We start from the raw sequence: 14,810 nt of genomic DNA, 5'->3' as shown, positions 1-14,810 counted from the left end.
CCCTGCGAGACTGATTCGGTGCAGGTAAGGGTTCTGGGGTCGCTCTCACTCGAGGCCGACGGCGCGCCGGTCGACATCGGCGGGGCGCGGTTGCGATCCCTGCTGGTCAGGCTGGCCGCCGATGCCGGGTCGTGGGTTCCGGTGAGCCGGCTGGTGGGGTCGCTGTGGCTCGACACCCCGCCCGCCGACGAGGTCAACGCCCTGCAGTCGCTGGTCTCCCGGTTGCGCCGGGCGCTGCCCCGGCCCGACCTGATCGAGTCCGGCCCGGCCGGCTACCGCCTGGTCGTGGACCGGGACGACGTGGACGCCCTGGCCTTCGAGAGTCTGGTCGGCCAGGGCCGGCGGGCCACCACCCCGGCCGAGGCCGTCGAACTGCTGAGCCAGGCGCTGCGGCTGTGGCGGGGCAGCCCGCTGGCCGAGGTGACCGACGCGCCCTACGCCGAAGCCTGGGTGGAGCGGCTGGAACGGCTGCGGCTGACCGCGATCGACGAACGGGCCGACGCCCTGCTCACTCTGGGCCGCACCACCGAACCGATCGCCGACCTGGAAGAGGTGGCGGCCCAGCACCCGCTGCGTGAGCGCACCCACGAGCTGCTGATCCGGGCGCTGGCCGCCGATGGGCGTCAGGGCGAGGCTCTGGCGGTGTACGAGCGGCTGCGTCGGGCGCTGGCCGACGAGCTGGGGCTCGACCCACCGGCAGCGCTTCAGCAACTGCAGGCGCAGGTCCTGCGGGACGATGCTGCGCTGCGCGCCCCGTCCGTGGCCGAGGACCTGGGCCCTCGCCGCACCAATCTGCGGGTGCCGCTGACCTCGTTCGTGGGGCGGCAGGCCGAGGTGGAAGGCATCACCGAGCAGCTCGGACGCGCGCGGCTGGTCACCCTGGTCGGCACCGGCGGCGCCGGCAAGACCCGGCTGGCCGGTGAGGTGGCCGGGCGCCTGAACACCCGCGACGGCGTCTGGATGGTCGAGCTCGCCCCGGTGATGGACCCGGACGACGTGCCCTCCACGGTGCTGGACAGCATCGGCTCGATCGAGCGCTCCCAGGTGGAGACCTGGGTACAGCAGAAACCCCCGCTGCGCGACGCCCGGGCCCGCCTGGTCGAGGCCCTGGCCGGCCAGGACGCGGTGGTCGTGCTGGACAACTGCGAGCACCTGATCGAGTCCTGCGCCGAGCTGGCCGGTTTCCTGCTGGCGCGGTGCCCCGACCTGACGGTGCTGGCGACCAGTCGTGAGCCGCTGGGCATCGTCGGAGAGTCGATCTGGCCGGTGCGCCCGCTGTCCACCCAGGCGTCCGACTCGCTCGACTCCCCCGCCGTGCGGCTGTTCACCGATCGGGCTGCCCTCGTGCGGCCCGGCTTCACGCTTACCCCCGACAACAGCGCCACAGTCTCAGAGATCTGCCGCCGCCTCGACGGCCTGCCGCTGGCCATCGAGCTGGCCGCCGCCCGGATGCGGACGCTCGGCCCGGAGGCCCTGGCCGGGCGTCTGGACAATCGCTTCCGGGTGCTGACCGGCGGAAACCGTACGGCCATGCCGCGGCACCAGACGTTGCGTGCGGTGGTGGCCTGGAGCTGGGAACTGCTCACCGACGACGAGCGGGCCCTGGCCGAGCAGATCTCGGTGTTCCCGGGCGGGGTCACCGCCGACACCGCGGCGGCCGTGTGCTCGGGCGGCGAGCTGGACCAGGACGTGGTCGCCGACCTGCTGCTGTCCCTGGCGGACAAGTCGCTGCTGGTGGTGACCGGGGTGGATCAGGCCCAGCCGCGCTACCGCATGCTGGAGACGATCCGCGAGTTCGCCCTGGAGCAGCTCTCGGCCCGGGGCGAGATGGCGACGGTGCGCCGGGCCCACGCGAGCTACTTCCTGGCCCTGGCCGAGACCGCAGATCCGTACCTGCGCGGCCCCGACCAGCTCACCTGGCTCGACCGGCTGACCACCGAACGCGAGAACCTCCTGGCCACACTGCGTTTCGCGGTGGAGAACCAGGACGCCGACCTGGCCGTGCGACTGGCCGGGGCGCTGGGCTGGTACTGGACCATGACCAGCCGGCACGAGGAGGCCGGCAGCTGGGCCGACCAGGCGATCCGGGTTCCAGGTGAGAGTCCGCCCGGGCCGAGGCTCTTCGCGCTGATCATGAGCACGATCAGCTCCTCCCTGACCCAGGACTCCCTGCCTTCCGACGACGCCCTCGACGCGATCGAGGAGCTCGCGGCCCAGGTCGACCTGCCCTCCGCGCATCCCCTGCTGGCCGTCGTCGCACCGGCCGTGAAGGCCTTCCGCGAGGGCATGTCCGAAGGCCGTAAGGCCCTGCAGCAGAGCCTTGACCACCCGGATCCGTGGGCCCGGGCGATGCTCAGGCTGATGTCGTCGGTGCTGGCCGAGAACGAGGGCGACTTCGAGGTCACGGCGCAGCAGATACCCCAGGCGCTGGAGATGTTCCGGCAGCTGGGCGACCGCTGGGGCATCGCCACCGCCAGCAGTCAGCTCGGCGAGATCCGGCGCACCCAGGGCGAACTCGACGAGGCGATCACCCTGCTCAGCCAGGCCGCGCGGATGATGACCGAGCTGCGGGTGGCCGACGACGAGGGCTACGCGCGGATCCGGATCGCCCGGCTGCGCAAGGACCAGGGCGACCTGGCCGGGGCCCGGCGCGACCTCGAGGCCGCCCAGCACCTCGCGACCGAGGCCGGTTCGTGGATGACCCGGGCCTTCACCCTCTCCGGTCTGGCCTCGGTGGCCGCGGCCGAGGGCGACCTGGCCACCGCCCGGCGGCTGACCGAGCAGGGCCTGGAGCTGAGCCTGAACGCCCCGCGCGGGGTGCCGCAGCTGCGCGCGCTGATGCTCAGCGAACTCACGCTCTTCGAGATCCAGGCCGGCGACCTCAGCACCGCCCGCAACCGGCTGCCCCAGGTGATGGAGCAGGCCATCGGCAGCCGGGACATGCCCGTTGCCGCCCGGGTGACGCTGACCCTCGTCCACTATCTGGCAGCTACCGATCAGCGGCCCCTGGCCGCCGAAGTGCTCGGCGCCTCGGCCGTTCTGCGCGGTTACGAGGGTCTGCGCGATCCGGACGTCTCGGTTGCCCGCCGGGCCGCCATGCTCGGCCTGGACGAAGGAGTGTTCACCGCGGCCTACGAGAAGGGCCGCTCGCTGGAGCGGCCGGAGGCGCTGGAACTGGCCACCCGGATCGCGCAGCAGAGCGCCGCCGGGCCCTCGGACCCGGCGGCGTCGTCGTAGCTTCTCAGGTGCGGGAGCGGTAGGTCCGGACGGCCAGGGGCGCGAAGATCCCCATGATCACCACGGCCGCGACCAGGGTCTGCAGCACCGGGGTGGCGATCGCGCCGCCGGTGAGCAGGCCCCGGCAGGCCTCGGTGAGGTGGGTGACCGGGTTGATCTTCACCCAGGCCTGCAGCCAGCCCGGCATGGTGTCCACCGGCACGAACATGTTCGAGCCGAAGGTCAGCGGGAACATCACCAGGAAGCCGATGCCCTGCACGGTGCCGGAGTTGCGCACCGCGGTGCCCAGGAACACCGCCACCCAGGTCAGCGAGAAGGCGAAGAAGAGCACCAGCAGACAGGCGGCCAGGGCCTGGAGCAGGTTGGTCTCCACCCGGAAGCCGATCGCGTAGCCGAACGCGAAGAGCACCACGATGGTGGTGACGAAGCGGACCAGGTCGCCCAGCACCGCGCCGACCAACGGCGCCGAGCGCGGGATGGGCAGGCTGCGGAACCGGTCGAACACGCCCTTGCTCATGTCGGTGTTCAGGTTCACCCCGATCGCCAGGGTGGCGAACAGGATCGACTGCACCAGGATGGCCGGCAGCACGAACTGCAGGTAGGCCTGCTGCGAGCCGGAGATCGCGCCGCCGAACAGGTACACGAACAGCACGGTGAAGATGATCGGCTGGATGGTCACGTCGATCAGCTGTTCCGGGGTGCGCTTGATCTTGGTGATCGAGCGGCCCGCCAGGACCAGCGAATGCCGCACCAGGGCAAAGGGTTTGGCGGGGGTCTCGGAGGTCGGCGCGGTGGGTACGTCCGGCGCCTCGGTCATCAGGGTGCTGGTCATGCCGCACGCTCCTCTTCACGGTCGCGGTCACGGACGCCGGTCAGGCTGTAGAAGACCTCGTCCAGGCTGGGCAGGTGCAGCGAGAGTTCGGTGACCGCGATCTGCGCCTCGGCCAGGCGGGCGACCACCGCGGTCAGCGCGCCGTCCCCGTCGACCGGGGTGCTCAGGACCCCGCGGGCCGGTGAGTCGACCGCCTTGCCGGAGACCTGGCCCAGCAGGGTGCGCACGCTCTCCAGGTGGGCCGGGTCGGTGGGCCGCACCTGCAGGGTCTGCCCACCGACCACGTGCTTCAGTTCGGCCGGGGTGCCGTGGGCGATCACCCGGCCGTGGTCGATCACCGTGATGTCGTCGGCGAGCGCGTCCGCCTCTTCCAGGTACTGCGTGGTCAGCAGCACGGTGGTGCCGTCGGCGACCAGACCGCGCACCAGCCGCCACACGTCGTCGCGCTTGGCCGGGTCGAGGCCGGTGGTGGGTTCGTCGAGATAGATCACGCTGGGCCGCCCGACCAGGCTGGCGGCCAGGTCGAGCCGGCGGCGCATACCGCCGGAGTAGTTCTTGGCGGGCCGGTCGGCGGCCTCGGCCAGGTCGAACTGGCCCAGCAGGTGCCGGGCCCGGGCCCGGGCGTCGCGACGGCTGAGATCGAGCAGACGGCCGATCAGGACCAGGTTCTCGGTGCCGGTCAGGTCCTCGTCGACCGAGGCGTACTGGCCGGTGAGCCCGATCTGACGGCGGACCTGCGGGGCCTGGGAGACGACGTCCAGACCGGCCACGCGGGCCCGGCCCTCGTCGGGCCGCAGCAGCGTGGCCAGGATCCGGACCGCCGTGGTCTTGCCCGCGCCGTTCGGCCCGAGGACCCCGAGAACGGTGCCCTCGGTGGCCGCCAGGTCGACCCCGGCGAGGGCGGTGGTCGCGCCGAAGCGCTTGACCAGGCCCTCGGCCTCGAAGGCGAATGCCATGGGTGGCTCCCTCGGATGAGTTCAGGTGGTGCTCTGACTCGTCCAAGGTGGCCGGGCGCGCTGTCAGGCCGCGCACGCCCGGCTGTCAGCCGCTGTCAGCTCACACGTCGAAGTCGCCCCCGCCGAAGTCGCCGCCCCCGAAATCACCGCCGCCGAAGTCCCCGAAGTCACTGCCCCCGGCGTCCTCGAACTCCTGCTGGCCCGCGTCGGCCTGCTGGGTGAAGTCGTCCGCAGCGGCCTCGTAGCCCTCCTGAAACTCGCTCTCGTCGAAGCCGTCGAACATGGCGTCGGCGATGGCGGTGCCGACGAAGGCACCGGCCACCCCGGCCAGCAGACCACCGGCGACCATGCCGCCCATGCCCATGCCGCCGCCCATGCCCATCCCGCCCATGCCTCCGCCGTAGCTGGGGCGGCCGAAGCTGCGCTCCAGGGTGCCGGGGCGGCGCATCTCGGCGCGGGTGGCCATCCGGGCCAGCGACCGCGGGTCGTCGGAGGTGGCGCGCTCGTGCGGCGGTACCTCTTCGGACAGCCCGGCGAGGACCATCCGCCGCTGGTCGGGCGAGAGCTTGGCGAACGCCTCGGCGTGCGCCTCCTCGATCCGCTCGGGCGGCGCGGTCTTCAGCATGTAGCGGTAGCGGGCGATCGCGGCCTGGTCGGCCTTGGCGTCACTGCCCGGCTCGGCACCCGGGCGGGCCGGCTGCGGCGGAGGGTAGCCACCCTGCTGCGGCGCCGGCGAACCCCAGGACGGCGGCTGCTGTCCCGCGCCGTACTGCTGGTAGCCCTGCTGCTGGTAGCCCTGGTTCTGCTGGTGCTTGTCCCGTCCCAGCAGCCTGTCCAAGAAGCCCACGACGGGTCACACTCCTCCGAATAGGTGTCACGGCCTTACACCGAGACACTGCACTCCGAAGAACGAGTCCGCGACAGCAGCGGTTCCTATGGGGTGCCCGAGGGGGCCGGGGTGATCGGCCGGCTGCGCAGCAGGGTCGCGTCCCGGCTCTGACCGCCCGGCCCGACCTGCTCCACCGAGTCCACCCCACGCCCGAACACGGTGCCCACCGCCGCCTGCAGCCCGATGAAGGCGACCAGGAACGTCACCACCACGCCCCCGGCGATCAGCCCGTACTCGACCGCCGACGATCCGCGGTCGGAGAGTGGGCGAGCGGTCACGGGTCCGACCCTACGCGCCCGGTCAAACGCGTGGTCCGACATCGACGGCGCGCCCGGGCCGGGCACCTGGGTGCGTGCGCTCAGGAAGAACCGGGAAACTACTGCGACGGTCCGATCGCCGGGCCGCGGACGGAAGGGCAGTGGTGGGGAAGAAGCGGGTACGGCCCGGCCTGGTGACGGTTCTGCTGGTGGCTCTGCTGGCCGCCTGCACCGGAGGCCCGGACGGTGGCAAGCAGGCTTCTCCGACCCGCACGGCGCAGGACCCCGACAAGCCCAACCTGGTGCTGGTGCTGGTCGACGACATGTCCATGAACCTGATGCAGTACATGCCTTCGCTGACCACGATGCAGCAGGAGGGCACCACCTTCAGCAACTACTTCGTCACCGACTCGCTCTGCTGCCCCTCCCGCGCGTCCATCTTCACCGGCCGCTACCCGCACAACACCGGGATCTACCGCAACGTCGGCGACGACGGCGGGTACGTCACGTTCAAGGCGCTCGGCCTGGAGTCGGACACCATGGCGGTGGACCTGCAGAAGGCCGGTTACCGCACGGCGATGATGGGCAAGTACCTCAACCAGTACCAGCCCGGGTTCCCGGACAAGCCGCGCAAGGTCCCGGCCGGCTGGAGCGAGTGGGCGGTGGCCGGGTACGGCTACAACGGTTTCAACTACAGCCTGAACCAGAACGGTGCGGTGGTGAAGTACGGCAGCGCCCCGGAGGACTACATCACCGACGTCCTCTCCGGCCGGGCCCAGGACTTCGTCAAGCGCGCCGGCGAGCAGCACCAGCCGTTCATGCTCGAGGTCGCACCGTTCATGCCGCACGCCCCCTACATCCCGGCGCCGCGCCATGCCGATGCCCTGCCGGACGTGAAGGCCCCGCGCACCAAGGCCTACGGGGCCCGGCCGAAGAACGCGCCCTCCTGGCTCAAGCGCTACAAGCTGACCAAGGCCGACCAGAAGAACATGGACCGCGACCACCGGCTGCGGGCCCAGACCATGCTGAGCATCGACGAGATGATCACCGCGCTGCGCAAGCAGTTCGTCGAGCTGGGCATCGCCGACAACACCTACCTGGTGTTCAGTTCCGACAACGGTTACCACATGGGTGAGCACTCGCTGACCAACGGCAAGACCACCGCCTTCGACACCGACATCAACGTGCCCTTCGTGGTGGTCGGGCCGGACGTGCCCGCCGGGAAGTCGGTCGACGCGCTGGCCTCCAACATCGACATCCGTTCCACCTTCGGTGATCTGGCCGGGGCGGAGGTGCCGGACACGGTGGACGGCACCAGCCTGGCCCCGCTCTGGCGGGAGGGCGGCCAGGGCGAGGGCCGCGACTTCGTGCTGGTCGAGCACCACGGTCCGGTGACCGACAAGAAGGATCCGGACTACCCGCTGCCGGAAGGCGGTAATCCGCCGGACTACGAGGCGATCCGGGGCGCGGACTGGCTCTACGTTCTGTACGAGAGCGGCGAGCAGGAGTACTACGACATGTCCAAGGACCCGTTCCAGCTGAACAACATCGCCGCCAAGATGCCGGCCAAGCGGCTCAAGGAACTCCAGACCGCGGTGCGCCGGGCAGAGGCCTGTGCCGGCACCGCCGCCTGCACGAAGGCGCAGGGTGCGGGCGGGTGACCACGCTCGATCCGGTCAAGGCGCGGGGGGCTTTCTTCACGCCGGCACCGATCGCCCGCCACGTCACCCGCTGGGCCCTGCGCGGCCCGGGGGGCCGAGTGCTGGAGCCGGCTTCGGGGGAGGCCGCCTTTCTGCTCGCGGCCGCCGAGTCGGGTGGTTCCGAATGGCTTTTGGACGGCATTGAGCTCCACCCAGCGTCAGCGGCGGCTGCGCGTTCGGTCCTGGAGGCGACGGGGGTGCAGGCCAGCGTCACCACCGCCGACTTCTTCACGCTGCCCCCGACCGGCGACTACGACGCGGTGATCGGGAACCCGCCCTACGTGCGCTATCACGACTTCACCGGCGGCGACCGGGTGCGGGCCCAGGAGGCGGCCCGGCGGGCCGGAGTGAAGCTCAGCGGCATGGCCTCCAGCTGGGCAGCGTTCACCGTGCACGCGGCCGGATTCCTGCGGCCGGGCGGCAGACTCGGCCTGGTGCTGCCGGCCGAACTGCTCAGCGTGAACTATGCCGCGCCGGTGCGTCGCTACCTGCTGGAGAACTTCGCCCAGGTGCGGCTGGTGGCCTTCACCGAGCGCGTCTTCCCGGGCGTGGTGGCCGAGATCGTGTTGCTGCTGGCCGAGGGCTTCGGTCAGGGCGGGCCCGCCCCGCACCGGCTGCAGACGCTGCAGGTCCGTAATGCGGCGGCCCTTTCGGACGAGCTCGAGTTCGCCTCGTTCACGGTGCGGGCCCCCGAGCAGAAGTGGACGTCGGCGCTGATCCCGGCCGGAGGGCTGAGGGCATTTGAGAAGCTGCTGCCGAGTGCGGGCTTCGGCGTGCTGGGCGACTGGGGCAAGGTCTCGCTCGGCATCGTCACCGGCAACAACGGTTTCTTCGCCCTGAGCCCGGAGCAGGCCGCCGGGCTCGGCCTGGGCCCGGCCGACCTCCTGCCGCTCTCCCCGCCCGGCTCCTCGCACCTGCGCAACCTGGAGTTCTCCGCCGAAGACCTGGCCGAACTCGGCCGGGCCGGTGCCGCCACCTGGCTCTTCCGCCCGCCGGACCGGCGTACCCCGGCTGCCACTGCATATGTACGAGCGGGGGAAGAGCTGGGAGTGCACGAGGCCTACAAGTGCCGCATCCGTACTCCGTGGTGGCAGGTACGCCTGGTACCCCCGCCCGATCTGCTCCTGACCTACATGAACGCCGATGCTCCGCGGTTGGTCGAGAACACCGCCCGAGCGCATCACTTGAACTCCGTGCACGGCCTTCACCTCAGCCAAGGAGCGGCCTGGGCCGCCGGGCTCCTGCCGATGGCCGGCCTGTGCTCGGTGACCCTGCTGGGCTGCGAGACCATTGGCCGCTCCTACGGCGGAGGACTGCTCAAACTGGAGCCGAGCGAGGCCAAGCAACTGCCCCTGCCCTCCCCTGAGCTGCTGCGCGACGCAGCCCCGGCCCTGCTCGCCGTCCGCCCGGCGGTGGCCGCCGCCCTGGCCCAGGCCCGGCTCGCCGACGCGGTTGAACTGGTGGACGAGGCCCTGCTGGTCCGGACGCTGGGCCTGCCCGCCGAGACGGTGCACCACCTGCGGGCCGCCCACGCGCACCTGCAGGCCCGCCGGCAGGACCGGGCCAGCACCCGCTTCGCCCTCAATAGGTCTTCCGGCTGATGACGTCGGACCCGGCCGGCCTCAAACTGTCTCCGGCCCGGGTGCACCACCCGGACTGTCCCACCCCCGAAGCAACAGGGAGCTCGAAGCAATGGTCAGCGCCAGCACTCATTGGACCGGCGATCTGCAGAAGGGCAAGGGCCAGGTCGCCCTGGACTCCTCGGAACTGGGCACGTTCGAGGTCTCGCTGCCGACCCGGCTGCAGGCTCAGAAGGGGCACACCACCCCCGAGGAACTGCTCGCCGCGGCCTACTCGTCCTGCCTGGCGATGAACTTCTCCGGTGTCCTGGCCGCAGAGGGCCTGGAGGCCGAGCACATCGACGTCTCGGCCGACGCCCGGCTGGGCGCCGACCCGGCCGGCGGCAACCGCATCACCATCGCCCTGACCGTGCGGGTGAAGCTGGCCGGCGTGGACGCCGACCGGTTCGCCGCCCTGGCCACCAAGGCCAAGGACACCTGCCCGGTGGGCAAGGCCCTGGCGAGCGCCGAGATCAGCCTGGACGCCGCCCTGGTCTGAGCATCTGTAGAGGTCCCGGGCCGGGCGGCCCGGGACCTCTACAGACTGACCAGACCGTGCTGGTGGGCGAACACCACGATCTGCACCCGGTCGCGCAGCGCGAGCTTGCGCAGGATCGAGCCCACGTGGGTCTTCACCGTGGACTCGCTGGCGAACACCCGGGCGGCGATCTCGGTGTTCGACAGGCCCCGGGCCACCGCCTCGAACACCTCACGTTCCTTCTCGGTGAGCGAGACGTAGGCCGGCGGCACCGGGACCGCCTCCTGGAACTGGTTGTCCAGCAACGTGGACAGGTCGCTGGGGGCCAGCACGGCGTTGCCGGTGTGCACCGTGCGGATGGCGTCGCGCAGCATCAGCGGGGTGGTGTCCTTGAGCAGGAAACCGCTGGCGCCGTAACGGATCGCCCGGGCCGCGCGGTCGTCCAGGTTGAACGTGGTGAGCACGATTACCCGCACCGGCCGGGACCGTCGGCTCATCCGGTCGGGCTGGAAGATCTGCCGGGTGGCCTCCACCCCGTCCATCTCCGGCATCCGGATGTCCATCAGGACCACGTCCGGTTCCAGCTCGTCGACCAGCCGGACGGCCTCCAGGCCGTCGCCGGCCGAGCCGACCACGCTCATCCCGGGCTGGGCGTTGATGATCACCTGCACGCCGGCCCGGAACAGCTCCTGGTCGTCGACCAGCAGCACACGGATGTCGGTCTCGCTCATCTTCCGCTCACGGGCACCCACGCGGTCACGGTGAAGACCTGTCCTTCCGGCTCGGAACGCTTACGGACGTCGAGCTTGCCACCCACCGCCTCCAGCCGGCGACGCATCCCCTCGAGGCCCTGCCCGCGCCGCGGCCCCGAGCCGTCCGGGTCGATCGGGATCTCGGCGGTGTCACCCAGCGGCCCGCCGGACCAGTTGCGCACCTCGATCCGTAGATCCTGCCCCCAGGCGCCCTCCGGCCAGTGGCGTTCGACCTGGACCGGGCGGTCCCGGCGGCCGTGCCGGATCGCGTTGGTCAGCATCTCCTGCACCACCCGGTGGGCCACCACCTCCAGCTCCGGCGGCAGCGGGCGGGACTGCCCGATCTCGGTGGCCTGCACCTCGTGCCCGCTGGAGCGCACGCCCTGGATCAGTTCCTCGTAGGAGCCCGGCGAGGCGGCCGCCGCGGCCTGCTGGGCGCCGGCCAGGACCTGGCGGATGTCCTGCAGGGACGAACGGGCCGAGGTGGCGATGGTGGCCATGGTCTGCTTCAGCACCACCGGGTCGTCGTCGAGGAACTGGGCCGACTCGGCCTGGGCGAGGATCACCGCCAGCGAGTGCCCCACCACGTCGTGCACGTCGGAGGCCAGCCGGGCCTGTTCCTCCCGCAGCGCGGCGATCTCCCGGGCCTGCTCGGTCTCGCGCTGGGCGCGGGCGGTGTCGGCCTCGGCCACCTCCAGCGAGGCCTCGGAGGCGTGGGCCCGCACCCCGAACCGCACCGCCAGCCCGATCAGCCAGGGCACCAGCAGCAGCGTGAGGATGAACGCGGCCGACATCACCGGCCAGGACAGCCCGAGCGCCTCCGCGGCCAGCTCCACCGGCACCCCACCGGCGAACACCGACATCGAGTCGCGGCCCATGGCGGTCATGAAGACCAGGCCACCGAGGACCCCGGCCGGCACCGACGCCAGGCTCGCCCACAGCGTCACCGTGCTGCCCCAGCGGGCGGTGGCGAAGGCGATGTACGCGATCGCGAACTGCACCAGCATGATGTCCAGCTGGCTGGACAGCTGGACCAGGCCGACGACCCAGACCACTCCCAGCGCCACCAGGGGGTGGTGCCGGGCCAGGGCCACCGCCACCGCCATGCCCAGGACCAGCACCCCGACCTGCGGTCGGCCACTGATGTAGTAACTGACGAAGACCGTCTCGGCGAAGCCGGCGAAGAACACCACGAGCCCGGCCAGCAGGTCCGGCCACCAGGCGCGCAGCAGCCGCAGCAGGTCGTCCTGGGAGATGTTGCTCTGGTTCACCGGGTCCGCCTCCTCGATGCGGTGGAGCTCATGACAGAGCGTCCCGCACCAGCAGGTCGACCAGGGCCGGGTAGCCGGTGCCGCCGGCCGCGAACATCTTCGGCACCTGCGACTGCTCGGTGAAGCCGGGCACGGTGTTGACCTCGTTGAGCACCGGCCCGTCGGCGGTCAGGAAGAAGTCGATCCGGGCCACCCCGGCACAGCCGAGCGCGTCGTACATCGCCACCGCGGCCGTCTCCAGCGCCTTGCGCTCGGCCCCGGTCAGGTCGGCCGGCACCCGCAGGTCGGCACTGCCGTCGTACTTGCTCTCCAGATCGAAGATCCCGGTCCCGACGACGATCTCGAGCGCGGGAGCGATCAGCCGGGAGCCGTCCGGGCGGCCGAGCACGGCCACGTCCACCTCCCGCCCGGCGATCAGGTCCTCCACCAGCACCCGGTCGTCGAGACCGAAGGCCACCTCGAGCGCCTTCGCCAGCCCCGCCTCGTCCTCGATCAGGGCCACCCCGTGACTCGACCCGGCCGACACCGGCTTGACCACCACCGGATGGCTGAAAACGTATGAAGCGGCCGTGTTCCGGGTAAGCAGCAGGCCCGGGGCAACCGCGATCCCGACCGCCTGGGCCACCAGCTTGGTGACCCATTTGTCCATGGCGACCGCACCCGTCCGTACGCCTGAACCGACGTAGGGCACCTGGGCCAGCTCGCAGAGTGCGGCCAGCGTCCCGTCCTCGCCGTGCGCCCCGTGCAGCATCGGCAGCACCACGTCGCAGGTCCCGATCACCCGCACCGCACCGGCCAGGCCGATCGGACGCCACTCCTCGTCACGCCACACCCCGGTCCGGTCGACACTCAGCCGGACCACCTCGTAACCCTCACTGCTCAGGGCTTTCTCGACCGCAGCGGCGGAGGCCAGCGAGACCTCGTGCTCACAGTTCTGCCCGCCGCCGATCACGGCCACCCGGATCCTGTCGTTCATCTCTGCCTCCCCGGGCCGGCGGACCGCACCCTACGAACCGGCCGGGTACCCAGACCGGTCACTACTTCGTGCTCGATAGTTCCTGCCCACGAGGCCCATTCGGCCACCGTCGGCTCGCCCTGCTCGCCCGGTCCGAAGACGGTGACCAGATCTCCCGGCCGCGCCGAACTGCCTGGGCCGAGGTCGATCACCGCCATGTCCATCGAGATCCGGCCGACCAGCGCCCGCCGCCTTCCCCCGACCAGCACCTGCGCCTGACCGGAGGCTGCGCGGGGCAGCCCGTCCGCATAGCCCAGGGCGATCAGCCCCAGCACGGTCGCTTCCGGCGCTACCCAGCCGTGGCCGTAACCCACCCCGGTGCCCGCACCGACCTGCCGCACACTCACCAGCGGAGCGGTCAGGGTCAGCGCCGGGCGCAGCCGGTTCAGCGGGTCGATACCGAACAGTCCGGCCCCGATCCGGCTCATCGTGTGATGGCTCAGCGGGTCGTTCAGAGTGCCGGCGGTAGCGGCCAGGTGGAGGTGCTGGGGTTGCAGCCCGGCCGCCCGGGCCACCTGCACACCCCAGTCGAAGCGCTCGCGCTGCACCGCGTTCACCGGGTCGGCCGGCACATCGGCGCTGCTCAGATGGCCCATCACTCCCACCACCCGAAGGTGCTGGGCCTGAGCTGCGGCGGCACACGGCGCGGGCCAGACCGCCGGTTCGGCGCCGTCGCGGGCCAGGCCGCAGTCCAGGTGCAGGTGCACCGCGGTGCCCGCAGGCAGCGCAGTCAGGTGCTGCAGGCTGGGCACGGCCACCTCGACCTCGGCCGCCACCGCCTGGCGCCAGTCCGTGGCGACCGGGTTGAGCCAGCTGAGAACGGGGGCTCGGATGCCGGCCGCGCGCAACGCCAGGGCCTCGGCCAGGCTCGTCACGCCCAGCCGGGTGGCTCCGTTGACCAGGGCGGTACGGGCGACCTGGGTGGCACCGTGGCCGAAGCCGTCGGCCTTCACCACCGCCATCAGTTCACCGTCGATCAGCCGGCGGAAGTGCCGGGTGTTGGCGGCCACGGCGGTCAGGTCCACGCTCAGCTCGGGCTTGCCCGTTTCCGCCCCGCCGAGGGGGAGGGAACGGGCATGATCAACAAGAGTCATGCCGCACTCGTCTCCCGCACCGGTCCGTAGACGGCGTACCGGGCGCTGACTCCCAGGGCCCAGTAACGGTCGCCGAACGACCAGTGCCACCACTCGGTGGGGTAGTTGACCAGGCCCACCGAGTGGAGCGCGGCGGCCAGGAGGCGGCGGTTGTAACGGGCCGCGGCGTCGATCAGGGGAGAGTCGAAGTAGCAGGCCCCGTTCGAGGTCTCGGGGGTCGCGTCGATCTCGGTGCCCAGATCGAGCTCTTGCCCGTCGCTGTCCACGATGGTCAGGTCCACTGCAGCGCCGGCGACGTGCGGAGCCACATCGATCGGTGACACGAACCGGGCCACCAGGCTCTTCAGCGCCTCAGGGGGAGCATCCGGATGAGCGGCCCGCACCTCGGCGCTGTAGCGGTCGATGATGGCCTGCTGCTGTCCGACCGGACGGTGCCCCTCCACCACCCGAAGCCGCAGCCCCCGGGGCAGCATGGTCTGCGCCGAGGCCAGCCGACTGGCCAGACTCGCGCGCACCGGGGCCTGAGCCGGTCCATAGGCGGGAGACAGGCGCACCATGGGTTCGCCGGACTCACGCACCGGGACGGCGGACACCCGGGGGTCGGAGAGAAGAACTGTCACGATGAACAACATCGGCGTTCGGACGGATTGATCGCGTCCCCCTCAGGTACTAGAGGGCTGCCCATTGGGACAGCAAGTGAGACCTAGGTA

13 protein-coding genes are annotated in these 14,810 nt (G+C 71.4%); 4 read left to right on the top strand and 9 right to left on the bottom strand.

From position 1 onward, the window contains the following. The first annotated feature begins 18 nt into the window (after nucleotides 1-18). Nucleotides 19-3,237 (top strand): BTAD domain-containing putative transcriptional regulator, encoded by a 3,219-nt coding sequence (locus tag LWF15_RS15570; protein ID WP_232811528.1) that lies wholly within the window; start codon nucleotides 19-21, stop codon nucleotides 3,235-3,237. Nucleotides 3,238-3,241: 4 nt separating this feature from the next. Here LWF15_RS15570 and LWF15_RS15565 read toward each other — a convergent pair whose 3' ends face one another. The 4 genes from LWF15_RS15565 to LWF15_RS15550 all read right to left on the bottom strand — a co-directional run bounded on the left by LWF15_RS15565 (nucleotide 3,242) and on the right by LWF15_RS15550 (nucleotide 6,192). Beyond that, on the bottom strand, nucleotides 3,242-4,069 hold the full coding sequence (locus tag LWF15_RS15565) for an ABC transporter permease (RefSeq protein ID WP_232811527.1): 828 nt from the start codon (nucleotides 4,067-4,069) through the stop codon (nucleotides 3,242-3,244). Then, nucleotides 4,066-5,025, bottom strand: coding sequence for an ATP-binding cassette domain-containing protein (locus tag LWF15_RS15560; RefSeq protein ID WP_232811526.1), 960 nt, complete (start codon nucleotides 5,023-5,025; stop codon nucleotides 4,066-4,068). Before LWF15_RS15560 ends, LWF15_RS15565 begins: the two co-directional genes overlap by 4 nt. A gap of 100 nt (nucleotides 5,026-5,125) precedes the next feature. Then, nucleotides 5,126-5,872, bottom strand: a complete 747-nt coding sequence (locus tag LWF15_RS15555; RefSeq protein ID WP_232811525.1) for a hypothetical protein — start codon at nucleotides 5,870-5,872, stop codon at nucleotides 5,126-5,128. Between the two features lie 86 nt (nucleotides 5,873-5,958). Next, a complete protein-coding gene (locus LWF15_RS15550) occupies nucleotides 5,959-6,192 on the bottom strand; it encodes a Flp family type IVb pilin (RefSeq protein WP_232811524.1) in 234 nt (77 codons plus the stop codon). Between the two features lie 140 nt (nucleotides 6,193-6,332). On the opposite strand from LWF15_RS15550, the gene LWF15_RS15545 reads away from it, so the two are divergent. The 3 genes from LWF15_RS15545 to LWF15_RS15535 all read left to right on the top strand — a co-directional run bounded on the left by LWF15_RS15545 (nucleotide 6,333) and on the right by LWF15_RS15535 (nucleotide 9,989). Then, a complete protein-coding gene (locus tag LWF15_RS15545; protein WP_232811523.1) occupies nucleotides 6,333-7,832 on the top strand; it encodes a sulfatase family protein in 1,500 nt (499 codons plus the stop codon). Next, nucleotides 7,829-9,472 carry an Eco57I restriction-modification methylase domain-containing protein gene (locus tag LWF15_RS15540; RefSeq protein ID WP_232811522.1) on the top strand — a complete coding sequence of 548 codons (1,644 nt, stop codon included), beginning with the start codon at nucleotides 7,829-7,831 and terminating at the stop codon, nucleotides 9,470-9,472. The genes LWF15_RS15545 and LWF15_RS15540 overlap by 4 nt, the downstream gene beginning before the upstream one ends. A gap of 91 nt (nucleotides 9,473-9,563) precedes the next feature. Continuing rightward, nucleotides 9,564-9,989 (top strand): OsmC family peroxiredoxin, encoded by a 426-nt coding sequence (locus tag LWF15_RS15535; RefSeq protein WP_232811521.1) that lies wholly within the window; start codon nucleotides 9,564-9,566, stop codon nucleotides 9,987-9,989. Between the two features lie 38 nt (nucleotides 9,990-10,027). Here LWF15_RS15535 and LWF15_RS15530 read toward each other — a convergent pair whose 3' ends face one another. Genes LWF15_RS15530 through LWF15_RS15510 form a run of 5 tightly spaced genes read right to left on the bottom strand, consistent with a single transcriptional unit; the run spans nucleotide 10,028 to nucleotide 14,720 of the window. Beyond that, nucleotides 10,028-10,699: a response regulator gene (locus LWF15_RS15530; RefSeq protein ID WP_232811520.1), complete on the bottom strand. Its 672-nt coding sequence runs from the start codon at nucleotides 10,697-10,699 to the stop codon at nucleotides 10,028-10,030. Beyond that, nucleotides 10,696-11,991, bottom strand: a complete 1,296-nt coding sequence (locus LWF15_RS37565; protein WP_232811519.1) for a sensor histidine kinase — start codon at nucleotides 11,989-11,991, stop codon at nucleotides 10,696-10,698. Before LWF15_RS37565 ends, LWF15_RS15530 begins: the two co-directional genes overlap by 4 nt. Nucleotides 11,992-12,019: 28 nt before the next feature. Further along, nucleotides 12,020-12,967 (bottom strand): D-alanine--D-alanine ligase family protein, encoded by a 948-nt coding sequence (locus LWF15_RS15520; protein ID WP_232811518.1) that lies wholly within the window; start codon nucleotides 12,965-12,967, stop codon nucleotides 12,020-12,022. Further along, nucleotides 12,964-14,100, bottom strand: coding sequence for an alanine racemase (alr, locus tag LWF15_RS15515; RefSeq protein ID WP_232811517.1), 1,137 nt, complete (start codon nucleotides 14,098-14,100; stop codon nucleotides 12,964-12,966). The genes LWF15_RS15520 and alr overlap by 4 nt, the downstream gene beginning before the upstream one ends. Further along, nucleotides 14,097-14,720 carry a M15 family metallopeptidase gene (locus LWF15_RS15510; protein ID WP_232811516.1) on the bottom strand — a complete coding sequence of 208 codons (624 nt, stop codon included), beginning with the start codon at nucleotides 14,718-14,720 and terminating at the stop codon, nucleotides 14,097-14,099. The genes alr and LWF15_RS15510 overlap by 4 nt, the downstream gene beginning before the upstream one ends. Nucleotides 14,721-14,810: the final 90 nt, after the last annotated feature.

Origin of the sequence: Kineosporia rhizophila (assembly GCF_021277265.1) — a bacterium.
In the GTDB taxonomy this organism is placed as follows: domain Bacteria; phylum Actinomycetota; class Actinomycetes; order Actinomycetales; family Kineosporiaceae; genus Kineosporia; species Kineosporia rhizophila.
This window is presented reverse-complemented; position numbering and strand designations above follow the sequence as displayed.